The following is a 13,123-nucleotide window of genomic DNA, read 5'->3' on the forward strand; positions in this document are numbered from 1 at the left end:
GCTGGGTGGAACGGGTGGAACGTTCAACAGTCGTTCAATACGCGCTCACTACGCTTTCAATACTCGACGAGAATCGTCACTCGCCGGTTCGCGGCGCGAGCCGCGGCGTCGTCGCCGATGATCAACGGGAAGTTGTCGGCTCGGCCAATCGCCGCCATTCTGTGCGCCTCGATTCCTTTGTCGGCGAAAAAACGAACCACGGCCCCCGCTCTCGCCGACGACAACTCCCAGTTCGATTCGAATTTCGCCGTGGCGATCGGCACGCTGTCCGTGTGTCCTTCGACGAGAATATTGTTCTTCGAACGGTCGCGCAGTACGCCGGCAATCTGGCTCAGCACGTCGAACGATTCGGGTAATAACCGCGCGTCGCCGGCGTTAAAAAGGATCTTCGCGTTGATCGCGATTTCGACGCCTTGCGTCGCGTTCGAAATCGTAATCTGGCTGTTGCTCTTGAGCGGTTCCAGCAAAGAGAGCAGTTGTTTCTTAGCGGTATCGGGCGTGCCGCCTGCGTTCGATACCACCAGCGTTTTCTCCGCGCGATGCTCCAGCGCCTTGATTTCCAGTTCCCGGTTCTTTGCCAGCTCCAACGCGTACAGCGCGAGGAACAACACCATCAACGAGGTAACGAGGTCCGCGTAGGAAATCAGCCAGCGTCCGGATTGCTCGTCGCCTTCGTCCGCGTCCTGATAGCCGGTTTTATCCGCCTTGAGGCGTCTGTTTCCCGAGGAGATAGTCATACCCGTAACGCCTGCTTCGAATTCACATTTGATTGAACAGCCGCACACCACTGAGCTGTAAGTGCCGCCGCCGAATATCGATGCGTGCGGCTCGCTACCCCAGCAGCTCCGCCGATCTTGCCCGCACGTCTCCCGCCAGACGCGTTTCGATCGTATGCGGCGACTCCTTGCGCGAGATCGCGAGCAAGCCGTCGAGATACAAACGACGGAAGCGCAACTCGCTATCCACCTGCGCCCGGATCTTGCCGTACAGCGGCAGAAACAGCAGATTCGCGAACGCGAGGCCATAGAGCGTCGCCACGAACGCGGTGGCAATACCTTGCCCCAGTTGCGCAGGTTCGAGCATATGACCTGTGACCTGAATCAGGCCGAGCACCGCGCCGAGAATGCCGAACGTCGGCGCATAACCGCCCGCCTGTTGCCAGATTCGCGCGGCCGCCACGTGATTGCGCTCGTACGCATCCAGCTCCCGTTGCAACGCATCTTCGAGCACGGCCGTGCCCACACCGTTCGCCAGCAGTTCGAGCCCGCGCTGCGCAAACGGATTGATGCCGCCGGCCTCGATCGACTCGAACGCCAGCATGCCGTTCAGCTTCGCCTGATCGCCCCATTCGAGCAGAACCGACAGGCTCTTGCGGTCGACCTGTCGCGCTCTCACGAAGGCCAGCCGCAGTTGCTTGACGCCATCGAAGAATCGCGCCCACGTGTTCTGGATCATCACCGCGCCGAGCGTGCCGCCCAGCACGATGACGAACGCCTCCGGCTGAAACAGCGCCGTAAAGTGCCCACCCTCCAGCGAGAAACCGGCGACGATCGCCGTTACGCCGAACACGGCGCCCAATAGCGTCAAAAGATCCATACGTCCTCTCGAACGGCCGCCCGAGCCTTCGAACCTGCAATGAAAACAGCCTGCCTGGTGACGCACATCAGCACGCAATCCAGCACGCCAATCGCGTCACGCACTCAGATTGGAAAGCGGCATCGCATTGCCAGCCGGTGCTTTAAGCGTGCGTATCGTGTCGATGAAGCGCTGCTCGATCTCGGCAATTTCGAGCGGATCGATCTTGATTTCACGCCGCATGACCCATGACACTTCTTTCTTTCTCGCCTCGGTCATTACCGACATCAACCGCTCGGCCGCCGGTTGCCCCGTCGCCGCGGAAAGCAGTTTCGCCAGATCGTAGGTATCGAACGCGCTGACGGCTTCGAATAGCGTGCGCTGGTCGACGAACTCCAGATCGTCGAGCGAATTCACATCGCTGGCGCCCCGCACCGTGCGACGCGAAAAATACGTAATGCCCTTTTCTTCGACATAATTCAACACGCGGGTCTTGCGAAACGCGAACAGGTCTTCCGCGATTTCCGCGTGAGACAGCTTGTTGAGAATGACCTTCTTCTCGACGCCGATCAACGCTTCCAGATCGTCGAGTTCAATCAACTCCAGTTCGCTGCTGATCGACAGATCGAGATCGTGGTCCGCGACCTGCTGCGCGCGTTCCGTGATTCGCACCGGATCGAACGTGACGAGCTGGCGGCCCACCGCGCCTTCCGCCGAATAACGCGCGGACGTGTTGCTCAGGCGTTCGGAGCGGCCCGGTTCGAGCGTGACCAGATTGAGTTTCTCCATGCGCTTGAGCATGGCCATGACGTGGGGACGGGAATGGCCGGCAATCGCGTGGCACTTCTTGATCACTTCGGGAAGCGGCACCGAGAACTCCTCCCCTTGCGCGCGGCGCAGGCGGACATCCCGATCGGCGCTTTCGACACCGGCCATCAACGCGAGAACATGCGCATACGAGACCACGCCCGGCAGAAAATCGGCGTGCGTATTGGTGGCGAGCACGTCGTCCTTCTTCTTCACGCGACGAATCATGGTGCGCACGATATGACGCAGCAGCGGCGACACGCGTTCGAGTTCTTCTTCCACGACGTTCGCCGCGATCACGGTGAGTTGAAGGAAGCTGAGTGCTTTCGCGGTATGCGCTCGCGGTTCCGCCGGCAACAAAGCCGCTTCGCCGAAAAATTCGCCCTTACCTAGCGTGGCGAGAATCACCTTCTTTTCATCGCACTGGGTGGAGATTTCGACTTTGCCATCTGCAATAACGTAGATGACAGCGTCGCCCGCGAAGCCTTCCGAATAGATGACCTCGCCCGGAGCCGCTGTGCGCGACCATGGCGATCGTTGGTGATTCAAGATTCATTCCCCCGTAGAGCTGATTCCTCGTGCAAGCCACGCGCTGCCGGATGCGCGGGTGCCCGATGGTCCTGACTTATTTCACGGGATAACGACATGCATAACGCATTCTTTAATATTTGGGTTGGTCGGCGGAAACATCGCAAACGTTTGGCAGCCTTGCTGCACAAGGGTTTGCGGGAAGTCGAAGGTGCTCAGCGCAGCACGGTAGGCGCTTCATCGATAAGCCATTCCTTGAGCTTCAGCGCCGACGGTTGCAACGCGTTCGAAACGGGATGGACCAGGTAATAGCTCGTTGAAAGCGGTAACACCTGTTTGAAAGGTTCGATCAACGCGCCGCTTGCGCGCTCGCTGTCGGTCAGCATCGCACTGGTGAGAACGAGCCCTTGCCCGCGAACGGCAGCGTCGATTGCGATCAGCGATTGATCGAACTGAATCCCGGGAATGGACGCGATCTGTTCAGCGGACAAACGCGAGAACTTACCAAGCCACGGCGACCAGTGCGGATGCAGCGTGTTATGCAACAGCGTCGCTTTCTTCACATCGTCAGGATGCCGTAGCTTCAGACGCTTCACGTAATCGGGCGCGCAATACACGTGCGCTTCGTCCGTGCACAACTTTTCTACCGTGAGCGACGGATCCTCGCCATTGAAATAGCGGATCGCCAGGTCCACGCCGTCGAGCTCGAAATCCACAAACGCGGTCGACGTGGTCAGATCCAGCGCCACATCCGGATAGCGCTTCAGAAAGCTCGCCATGCGCGGCGCGAACCACTTGGCAGCGAAACTCGGCGGCACGGACAATTTCACACCCCGGCTCTGACGCTGCCGCATGCGCCGGCTTGCCTGCGCAATCTGTCCAAGCGCGGGGTGAATCTGCGCGTAGTACGCGAGTGCTTCGGCCGTCGGTGTGACCTGGCGGATCTGCCGGACGAACAGCGAGACGCCCAGCCACGCCTCCAGCTTCTGGATCTGTTGCCCGACCGCGCCCGGGGTCACGTTCAACTCCTCCGCTGCAAGAGTAAAACTACCGAGTCGGATCGCCGACTCCATCACAATCAGCGACTTCAACGGTGGGTATACGCTCATGAAATAGTTTTCCTACATCATCAATCAGATAATATCGGTTGTACCGGAAGCACGCGCTGATCACAATGGGCCCTCGATAAAATCCGTTGTGGACCGCCATGAACCCGTCCTATCTCGCCTTCGCCCTGCTCGGCGCCATCTGGGGAACCAACTTTCTCTTCATGCGATGGGCCAGCGTGACGCTGTCGCCGGCCCAGATCGTGTTGCTACGCGTCCTGTTCGGATTCGTGCCGATCCTGCTGGTTGCGCTGGGAACGCGTGCATTGCGTTGGCGTCATCTGCGCTACGCGCATCACTTCCTGGTCATGTCGCTGCTGGCCACCGTGCTCTACTACTTCGCGTTCGCAAAGGGCGCGTCGCTACTGCTCTCCAGCGTCGCGGGCATGTTGAGCGGGTCGATACCGTTGTTCTCGTTTCTCTGTGCGCTAGTCCTGTTACGCGATGAGCGGCCGACGCCACGCATGGTGATGGGCATCGCGGTCGGATTCGTCGGCGTGCTGCTGATCGCGCGGCCATGGGCCGGCGCCGCTGCGGGCGTGAGTCTTCCCGGCGTGCTGTACATGATCGGCGGATCGCTGAGCGTGGGATGTTCGTTCGCTTACGCGCGGCGCTTTCTGACGCAACTCGATATCTCGCCGCTTGCGCTGTCGACGTGGCAAATTGGCTTTGCGGTCGTCATCATCAGTCTCTTCACGGACTTGCACGGCATTACGCGTATCGCGACCGATACTCGCGCGTTCATCGGTTTGACGGTGGGGCTGGGACTGGTGGGTACCGGCGTCGCTTACATGCTCTACTACTTTATCGTCCGCCGACTCGGTGCGATTGCCGCCGCGAGCGTGACCTACATTCCACCCGTTGTCGCGTTGCTGCTCGGCGTGGTGTTGGCGGGCGAGCCGGTACGAAGCGCGGATCTGATCGCGATGACGTGCATTCTCGCCGGCGTCTATCTGTTGCAAACGGGGCGGCAGGTTTCGCAGGCTCGGGCGCTTCGCTCGACTTAATGCTATTGCACGTTTTGCTGTCGCACGTTTTGCCATCGCATCGACACTGATCGTCTGACCGAAGCATCATGATCCGCGCGCAACGCGCGGATCATTCACCTGAATCGCCTTGATTCGCCCCGCCGCACACGCTCGTCGCGCCTCTCTCCCGCTCCCCTCTGCTCTCTCCCCGTCGAAACAACACTGCTCAAGTTTTCGTTGTTAATTTTCTATGTAATGTTATAACATTATTCGCTCCGGACGCCAGCCGGGACGTCGCGTGATCCAGACCAATCACGCCGATCGCGGTCGTCCGCAAAAAACCGGGACGACCGTCGACAAGCCGGACAACGCTTCCACCCAGTCGCCAACACCACCCTCCATAACGATGAAAAACCGCACGCGTGTCTCTCATGCAGCTTTGCTGCTGTTCGCTATCGCCGCTCATGCCCATGCCGCAACAGACGAAAGCCCGGCGACCGACGCTGTTACCGATAAGGCGGCCAAGCCTGCCGGCAACCTCGCGAAGAGCGACACGCTCGACGTGCAGGTGAACGCCAGGCGACTCGATCGCGCGCGCAACGGCTTGCTGCCGGAGACCGGCAGCAGCGTGTACCGCTTCAGCCAGGCCGACATCGACGCGCTGCCCGCAGGCCAGGACACGCCGTTGAATCAGGTGCTACTGCAAGCTCCCGGCGTAGCCAGCGACTCGTACGGCCAGTTGCACGTACGCGGCGACCACGCCAATCTGCAATACCGGATCAACGGCATCATCATTCCCGAGCCGATCAGCGGCTTCGGGCAGGCGCTCGACACGCGCATCATCGATCAGGTGAATCTGCTCACCGGCGCGCTGCCGGCGCAATACGGCTATCGCACCGCGGGCGTGGTGGACATTCGCACGAAGTCGGGCGATGCGGGCGACGGCGGCTCCGTCAGCGTGTTCGGCGGCAGCCATCAAACGCTCAAGACCAGCGCCGATGTGTTCGGCACGCAAGGTCCGTTCAGCTACTACTTCAGCGGCTCGCTCGGCGTCAATAATCTCGGCATCGAGAATCCGACTTCCAGCGCGAACGCCATTCACGACCACACGCGTCAGGGCGATGCGTTCGGCTACATGTCGTACATCATCAACCCGCTCACGCGCGTGAGCCTGATGTTCGGCACCACCAGCAACCAGTTCGACATTCCCAACACGCCGGGGCTGGCCACCAACTTCACGTTGAACGGCAACAACACGTTCAATTCGAGTCAATTGAACGAAACGCAATCCGAGTTGAACAACTTCGCGGTCGTCGCGTTGCAGGGCACCAACGGCGGCGCGCTGGACTATCAGGTCGCGTTGTTCACCCGCTATACGCGCACCCAGTTCAATCCGGATCCGGTGGGCGATCTGCTGTTCAACGGTGTGGCGTCGCAGGACTTTCACAGCAACTCGGCCAATGGCGCGCAGGTGGACACCACATGGCGGCTGAACGACAAACATACGATCCGCGCCGGCGTGTTCTTCCAGCAGGAACACGCGGTGTTCAACGACAGCGTGAACGTATTCGCCACCGACAGCACCGGCGCCCAGGCCTCCGATCAGCCCTTCAATATCCCGGACTCGAGCAGCAAAACCGGCTACCTGTATAGCGCTTACGTTCAGGACGAGTGGAAGATCACCAGCAAGCTCACGCTCAATTACGGCTTGCGCTACGACAAGATGGACGAGTATGTGAGCGCGAGTCAGTTGAGCCCGCGCATCGGGCTGGTCTACGCATTGACGCCGACCACCACCTTTCACGCCGGCTACGCGCGCTATTTCACGCCGCCCGCTTTCGAACTGGTTTCCGGTTCGACCATCAGCCGCTTCAATGGGACGACCAACCAGAGTCCGTCGAGTCAGAACGATCCGGTGCAGCCCGAACGCAGCCACTATTTCGATCTCGGCGTGACGCAGCGCCTCGGTTCGAACGTAACGATCGGCCTCGACGCGTACTACAAGAAATCCACCAATCTGCTCGATGAAGGGCAATTCGGTTCCGCGCTCATCTATACGCCATTCAACTATCGGCTTGGACGCGTGTACGGGCTCGAGTTCACGGCGAACTACAAACAGGACAACATGTCCGCGTATCTGAACCTTGCGTACAGCCGCGCGCAGGGCACGCAGATCGATTCCGCGCAATTCAATTTCGACCCGGCCGAACTCGCGTACATCAACAGTCACTGGGTGTATCTGGACCACGATCAGCGCATCACCGCGTCGTTCGGCGGCACCTACGATCTCGGCCGTACCACCTTCACGTTCGACGGCCTCGTCGGCACCGGTCTGCGCAGCGGCTTTGCCAACACCGACCGCCTGCCGGTCTACGCGCAGGTCAATCTCGGTGTGATCCAGCATTTCAACCAGCCGCTGGTTGGCAAATTCGACGCCCGCCTGATGCTGATCAACGCGTTCAACCGCGTCTACGAGTTGCGCGACGGCTCAGGCATCGGCGTCGGCGCGCCGCAGTACGGTCCGCATTTCGCCGTCTATGCCGGCATCACCAAGCATTTCTAAATCGGTCAGGGAGCGCAGAGGTTGGTCATGCAAGATGGGACGAATATCCTGGCGGCGGTGCGCGTAGGCGGATGGGTCATCTATCCGCTCACGATTCTGGCCGTCCTGGCGGTGGCGATCGTGCTCGATCGCGCCTATGTGTTTTTACGCTTTGGACGTTTGCCCAAGACGATACGCAACGCCGACGAAATCGGCATGCCCGGCTCGCGAATCGATTGGGAAGACAGCTTGAAGGAGGCCGGCAGGCAGAACGCGTTCAGGCGTATGAACGCGCCGTGGACGCCCGATCCTTCAGCGCCGCTTTGGTTGCGCGAGGCCAGGGCGGAAGCCTTGGCCTCGCAGATCGAGCGCGATATGAGCAAGGGCTTCTGGGTGCTCGAAACGATCGTGACCGCCGCGCCGTTGCTGGGTTTGCTCGGCACGATCGTCGGCATGATGCATTCGTTCCAGCTGTTCGGCGGCTCAGGGCTCGTCGATCCGGGCGGCGTGACTGGCGGCGTCGCACAGTCGCTGGTGGCGACCGCGGTCGGACTCGTGGTCGCGCTGTTCGCGCTCTTTGCGTTCAACTATTTTTCGCGCCGCCTTGAGCGCTTGATGGACGAACTCGAATCGTTCGCGAATGCGCGACTCAGCGAAGTGCGTCTTGCCGCCACGGCCGCAGGAGCGCAGCCGTGAAATTCAAGCGCTCGCGCGCGGCGAGGCGCGGTCGCATCGAAATCATTCCGATGATCGATGTGATGTTCTTTCTGCTGGCCACGTTCATGCTGGCTTCGCTGGCGATGCAACGGCTCGATGCGGTCAAGATCACGCTGCCCGTTGGGCAAGCGCAGAAGATGAGCGCGCATGAGCCGCTGACTATTTCGGTGGATAGCCACAACGACGTGTTCGTCAATCGTCAGCGTGTATCGGCGGATCAGGTTGAGCCGGCCGTGAAACGTCTGCTGCAAGCCGATGGCGATGTCGTGATCGCCGCCGACGACGCCGCCGGTCACGGCGTGGTCGTTCAGGCGATGCTGGCTGCTCGCCGGGCGGGGGCGGTGCATTTTCTGGTTGCGGTTCATCGTGAGTAGCCGGATGCGTTTGACGGTTTTTGTCGACGGTGCACCGACCATGCGGATGGTGTTGGCGGTTGTCGTTGCGGCGCTGGTTTGGCTTGGGGTTCTCGTTGCGATGGGCCATTGGTTGGGGACGTCGGCGCCGGTGCTGCCGCACGAGCCACCATTGGAAATGCGCGTGGTGGAACTCGAACCTCCGCCTGCTCCTGCACCTCCTCCGCCGCCGAAAGAGCCGGTAAGTCGCGCGCTGCCCGCAGCTAATCAACCGAAACCTGTCGCGCCGCGCCCTAATGCATTGCCGGAACACATCGCGCCGAAGCCTACTGATGCACGTCCAGTGCAAAGCACCGCGAGCACCGTGTCGAGTCCGCCGCCGGCAACGAACGAATCGAGGCCAACAGCCGAATCGGCTACGCATGCCACACCCGCGCCAGCCAACGAAAAACCGAACGCATCGACGGGCGACACGGCCGCGCACCCCATTGCGCAACCGTTACCCGAATTACCCGACGATCTACGCGAGCAAGCCTATCAAACGGTTGCGACCGCACACTTCACGATTCACACCGACGGCTCGATCGACGTCGACCTCATCAAGCCCACGCCGAACCCGCGTCTCAACCAGATCCTGCTTGAAGTGCTGCACCAATGGCGTTTCTCACCGGCAATGCAGACCGGCCATCCAGTCGAAAGCCGACAGGACATTCGCGTGCATTTCAATGTGGATTGAACGCCGCACCAGCACTAGCACCAACGCAAGCGCAAAGCCCTCGACCTGTCGCAGCGAAGAGAAAAAGCAATTTCTTGTAATCACCTCTGGATCACGCCGCGTTCTCCGCCAATCGCAAATTCGCGCGCGCCCTATTCTGCCGACGCAGCAATCGCATCCCTGAATGCGTGGCCGCAGGGTCGGCCATTTCGCGCCACGCGTCAGCCTGGTTACTTACCTGAATAGAGGCTCGGCATGTCCACTTTCAAACCTGTTTTCTCTTCCGCGCTTCAACGCCTCGCGAAACCGTCGGCGTTATTCTCGATCGGTCTGTTGATCGCCGGCGCGACCCTTGCCGCGGATGCGTCCGCGGCAAGTTTCAAGTGCAACGGCAAGTCGTCCGCGTCGGAAAAGATCGTCTGCAAGGACCCCGCTTTGTCGGCATTGGACGACCGTCTCGCCACGGCCTGGCACCACGCCAGAGACACCACGCTCGACGCCGGCGCGCTCGAAGCCGCACGCACCCAGCAATGGTTGTGGCGTCAACATCACTGCAGCGATCAGGCTTGCGTGAAGAGCTGGTACGACCGGCGAATCGCCGAACTGGACGCCGATGACGAACAGGCGAAACACGCGCGCAGCGAAGCATTCGATGCGTCGCTGGCTAAACAGAACCTCGCGCCTTCGGCGGCCGATGCGGTGCGGAAAATGAAAGGCGTGGCGGTTGCGAACGCAACGACCGCGAGCACGCAGTAAACCAGGCAGCGTTATCTGTTCGACAAGCAACGCGCGTTGATCGGGCAATCGGCCCGCCTGCTACCCCTCAGCGTGCCGACCATCGAAATGGCCGGTGGCTCGGTGCGTTGCATGCTGGCGGGCGTTCATCTCGCGCAGCGCCCTAATCCGGCATGCCGTCATGGTCCCCGAGCGGTCGGCTCGGCCAGTCCGTCCACTGATCCGTGCGCGTCTTCAGGTGCGCCTCATTGAGCGGATAGTGAATCAGATTGTCGGCGCGCGGACGCTCGCCGATCACCATCAACCTGACTTCTTCTTTTGTATTGTTGATGAACGTATGGCAGATCCCGGTGCCTGACGGAAATCCCACCGAGTCACCCTCGACCAGCGGATGAAGCACGCCGTCGATCCACACATCGGGTGTGCCGTGCAGCACGTACACAAATTCCTGCTCGGTACTTTCGCAGTGCGGATACGAAGAGCGCCGCCCCGGTAAAAGCCGCACATGATGAATACCAATGCGCGTAATACCCAACGCGGCGGACAGCGGCGAGTCGATTGCCATCAACTCGTCAGAGCCTGTATAGGAGTGCGCGTTGGGTTCTTCCAGTTCGGTCCAGTGTTTGATGAATTCCGGTCGCTGCATCTTTTGTTCTCCTGGGGGACGAGCGACGATGATAGCGGCTCACCGGACCACCGCCCGGCGCGCCATAAAAAAACGGCTGATCTTACGATCAGCCGTTTTTGCTTCGGCATCAAACCGCGACGGTCTAATGCTCATCACAACGGTCCACGACAACGCCCGCTTTACGCCAGGTCGAAGCGATCCAGGTTCATCACCTTGCCCCAGGCCGCAACGAAGTCATGCACGAACTTCTCCTGCGCATCCGAACTGCCGTACACCTCGGCCACCGCACGCAGTTGCGCGTTCGAACCGAAGATCAGATCGACGCGCGTGCCGGTCCACTTCAACTGGCCCGTTGCGCGATCGAAGCCTTCGAACACGTCCTTCTCGTCCGAGACCGGCTTCCACTCCGTACCCATGTCGAGCAGATTGACGAAGAAGTCGTTCGTCAGCGTATCCAGACGCTTTGTGAACACACCGTGCTGGCTCTGTTCGTAGTTGGCGTTGAGCACGCGCATGCCGCCCAGAAGCGCGGTCAGTTCCGGCGCGGAGAGCGTCAACTGTTGCGCCTTGTCGACCAGCAAAGCCTCGGCCGTGATGGTGTATTTGCCCTTCAGGTAGTTGCGGAAACCGTCGGCGATCGGTTCGAGCACGGCGAACGACTCGAGATCGGTCTGCTCCTGCGACGCGTCCATACGCCCCGGCGAGAACGGCACCGTGACCGCATGTCCGGCGTTTTTCGCGGCCTGCTCGACGCCCGCGCAACCGGCCAGCACGATCAGATCGGCCAGCGACACGCGCTTGCCAGCGGACTGCGCGCTGTTGAACGCGCTCTGGATACCTTCCAGCGTCTCCAGCACAGTGGCCAGTTGCGCCGGCTGGTTCACCTGCCAATCTTTTTGCGGTGCAAGACGAATGCGCGCGCCATTCGCGCCGCCGCGCTTGTCGGAGCCGCGGAACGTGGACGCCGACGCCCATGCCGTCGACACCAGTTGCGACACCGGCAGTCCCGACGCCAGCACCTTGCTCTTCAGCTCGGCAATGTCTTGCGCGTTGATCAATTCGTGATCGACCGCGGGAATCGGGTCTTGCCAGATCAGCTCTTCCGTCGGCACTTCCGGGCCGAGATAGCGCGCGAGCGGGCCCATGTCGCGGTGCGTCAATTTGAACCACGCGCGCGCGAATGCGTCGGCCAGTTGATCGGGGTTCTCGTAGAAGCGTCGCGAAATTTTTTCGTAAGCCGGATCGAAGCGCAACGAGAGGTCGGTGGTCAGCATCGACGGCGTGCGGCGTTTCGTCGAATCATGCGGATCCGGCACGGTATCGACGCCGCCGTCGCCCTTCGGTTTCCATTGATGCGCGCCGGCCGGGCTCTTGGTCAATTCCCATTCGTAGCGGAACAGGTTTTCGAAGAAGCCGTTGCCCCACTGGGTCGGCGTGGTGGTCCAGATCACTTCCAGGCCGCTCGAGATCGCATCGGCGCCCTTGCCGGTGCCGAAGGTGCTCTTCCAGCCAAGGCCCTGATCTTCGATGCCGCCCGCTTCCGGTTCGACGCCGACATGCGACGCGGGACCCGCGCCGTGCGTTTTGCCGAACGTATGACCGCCGGCGATGAGCGCCACCGTTTCTTCGTCGTTCATGGCCATGCGGGCGAACGTCTCGCGAATATCCACGGCCGCCTTGAGCGGATCCGGGTTGCCGTTCGGGCCTTCCGGGTTGACGTAGATCAGGCCCATCTGCACGGCGCCGAGCGGATTTTCGAGGTCACGCACGCCGGTGTAGCGCTTGTCGCCGCCGAGCCACGTGGTCTCGGAGCCCCAATACACGTCTTCGTCCGATTCCCACACGTCCTCGCGGCCGCCGGCGAAACCGAAGGTCTTGAAGCCCATCGATTCCAGCGCGACATTGCCGGTCAGCACGATGAGGTCGGCCCACGAAATCTTGTTGCCATATTTCTGCTTGACCGGCCAGATCAGCCGGCGTGCCTTGTCGAGGCTGACGTTGTCGGGCCAGCTATTGAGCGGCGCGAAACGTTGCTGACCGGAACCCGCGCCGCCACGGCCGTCGCCGGTGCGATAGGTGCCGGCGCTGTGCCATGCCATGCGAATGAAAAACGGCCCGTAGTGACCGAAGTCCGCCGGCCACCATGCCTGCGAGTCGGTCATCACCGCCAGCAGGTCTTTCTTCACGGCCGCGAGGTCGAGGCTCTTGAACGCTTCAGCGTAGTTGAAGTCCTTGTCCATCGGGTCGGACAGGGACGAATGTTGATGCAGGATCTTCAGGTTCAGTTGATTGGGCCACCAGTCCCGATTCGACGTACCACTGCCTGCGGTATGGTTAAACGGACACTTCGCTTCAGTCGACATGCGCTTGCTCCTTGGATCGTTTGTGCTCTACGACTCGGCCTGTGTGGGGTACAGGCAATGCGGCCTTGCTCACATCGTAGTGTCAG

12 protein-coding genes and 1 pseudogene are annotated in these 13,123 nt (G+C 60.9%); 7 read left to right on the top strand and 6 right to left on the bottom strand.

The window, feature by feature from the left end; all coding sequences use genetic code 11:
• Positions 1–56: 56 nt before the first annotated feature.
• The 4 genes from FA94_RS31135 to FA94_RS31150 form a co-directional block, all read right to left on the bottom strand.
• On the bottom strand, positions 57–737 hold the full coding sequence (locus FA94_RS31135) for an OmpA family protein (RefSeq protein WP_035558742.1): 681 nt from the start codon (positions 735–737) through the stop codon (positions 57–59).
• Between the two features lie 94 nt (positions 738–831).
• Positions 832–1,596 (bottom strand): flagellar motor protein, encoded by a 765-nt coding sequence (locus FA94_RS31140; RefSeq protein WP_035558745.1) that lies wholly within the window; start codon positions 1,594–1,596, stop codon positions 832–834.
• A 96-nt stretch (positions 1,597–1,692) separates the two neighbouring features.
• Positions 1,693–2,931, bottom strand: a complete 1,239-nt coding sequence (locus FA94_RS31145; protein ID WP_035558747.1) for a Crp/Fnr family transcriptional regulator — start codon at positions 2,929–2,931, stop codon at positions 1,693–1,695.
• 194 nt (positions 2,932–3,125) lie between these two features.
• Entirely contained in the window at positions 3,126–4,019 is an 894-nt protein-coding gene (locus FA94_RS31150) for a LysR substrate-binding domain-containing protein (RefSeq protein WP_035558750.1), read from the bottom strand.
• 98 nt (positions 4,020–4,117) lie between these two features.
• Between FA94_RS31150 and FA94_RS31155 the strand changes: the two genes are divergently transcribed.
• From FA94_RS31155 to FA94_RS39630, 7 genes and pseudogenes are all read left to right on the top strand, one after another.
• A complete protein-coding gene (locus tag FA94_RS31155; RefSeq protein WP_035558753.1) occupies positions 4,118–5,023 on the top strand; it encodes a DMT family transporter in 906 nt (301 codons plus the stop codon).
• Between the two features lie 367 nt (positions 5,024–5,390).
• Positions 5,391–7,547 (top strand): TonB-dependent receptor, encoded by a 2,157-nt coding sequence (locus FA94_RS31160; protein ID WP_035558755.1) that lies wholly within the window; start codon positions 5,391–5,393, stop codon positions 7,545–7,547.
• Positions 7,548–7,574: 27 nt separating this feature from the next.
• The gene (locus FA94_RS31165) at positions 7,575–8,222 is read left to right on the top strand and encodes a MotA/TolQ/ExbB proton channel family protein (protein ID WP_035558758.1); all 648 of its coding nucleotides are present in this window, start codon (positions 7,575–7,577) and stop codon (positions 8,220–8,222) included.
• The gene (locus tag FA94_RS31170) at positions 8,219–8,617 is read left to right on the top strand and encodes an ExbD/TolR family protein (protein ID WP_035558759.1); all 399 of its coding nucleotides are present in this window, start codon (positions 8,219–8,221) and stop codon (positions 8,615–8,617) included. Before FA94_RS31165 ends, FA94_RS31170 begins: the two co-directional genes overlap by 4 nt.
• 322 nt (positions 8,618–8,939) lie before the next feature.
• On the top strand, positions 8,940–9,332 hold the full coding sequence (locus FA94_RS39625; protein ID WP_231585072.1) for an energy transducer TonB: 393 nt from the start codon (positions 8,940–8,942) through the stop codon (positions 9,330–9,332).
• A 234-nt stretch (positions 9,333–9,566) separates the two neighbouring features.
• Complete coding sequence (locus tag FA94_RS37475; protein ID WP_051980959.1) at positions 9,567–10,067, top strand: lysozyme inhibitor LprI family protein; 501 nt, start codon at positions 9,567–9,569, stop codon at positions 10,065–10,067.
• Between the two features lie 27 nt (positions 10,068–10,094).
• Positions 10,095–10,298: pseudogene (locus tag FA94_RS39630) on the top strand (arginine deiminase-related protein); the annotation flags it as partial.
• Here the strand turns inward: FA94_RS39630 and FA94_RS31185 are convergent.
• Together FA94_RS31185 and katG are read right to left on the bottom strand one after the other, a co-directional pair.
• Positions 10,210–10,692, bottom strand: a complete 483-nt coding sequence (locus tag FA94_RS31185; RefSeq protein WP_035558765.1) for a cupin domain-containing protein — start codon at positions 10,690–10,692, stop codon at positions 10,210–10,212. The pseudogene FA94_RS39630 and the gene FA94_RS31185 overlap by 89 nt on opposite strands.
• Positions 10,693–10,853: 161 nt before the next feature.
• Positions 10,854–13,037: a catalase/peroxidase HPI gene (gene katG / locus FA94_RS31190; protein ID WP_035558768.1), complete on the bottom strand. Its 2,184-nt coding sequence runs from the start codon at positions 13,035–13,037 to the stop codon at positions 10,854–10,856.
• Between the last annotated feature and the right edge of the window lie 86 nt (positions 13,038–13,123).

It is taken from the genome of Burkholderia sp. 9120 (genome assembly GCF_000745015.1).
GTDB lineage: Bacteria > Pseudomonadota > Gammaproteobacteria > Burkholderiales > Burkholderiaceae > Paraburkholderia.

Coding starts and splice junctions, on each gene's coding strand:
- FA94_RS31155 (WP_035558753.1), top strand. CDS start 4,118: ATGAACCCGTCCTATCTCGCCTTCGCCCTGCTCGGCGCCATCTGGGGA.
- FA94_RS31185 (WP_035558765.1), bottom strand. CDS start 10,692: ATGCAGCGACCGGAATTCATCAAACACTGGACCGAACTGGAAGAACCC.
- FA94_RS31150 (WP_035558750.1), bottom strand. CDS start 4,019: ATGAGCGTATACCCACCGTTGAAGTCGCTGATTGTGATGGAGTCGGCG.
- FA94_RS31165 (WP_035558758.1), top strand. CDS start 7,575: ATGCAAGATGGGACGAATATCCTGGCGGCGGTGCGCGTAGGCGGATGG.
- FA94_RS31160 (WP_035558755.1), top strand. CDS start 5,391: ATGAAAAACCGCACGCGTGTCTCTCATGCAGCTTTGCTGCTGTTCGCT.
- FA94_RS31140 (WP_035558745.1), bottom strand. CDS start 1,596: ATGGATCTTTTGACGCTATTGGGCGCCGTGTTCGGCGTAACGGCGATC.
- FA94_RS31135 (WP_035558742.1), bottom strand. CDS start 737: ATGACTATCTCCTCGGGAAACAGACGCCTCAAGGCGGATAAAACCGGC.
- katG (WP_035558768.1), bottom strand. CDS start 13,037: ATGTCGACTGAAGCGAAGTGTCCGTTTAACCATACCGCAGGCAGTGGT.
- FA94_RS37475 (WP_051980959.1), top strand. CDS start 9,567: ATGTCCACTTTCAAACCTGTTTTCTCTTCCGCGCTTCAACGCCTCGCG.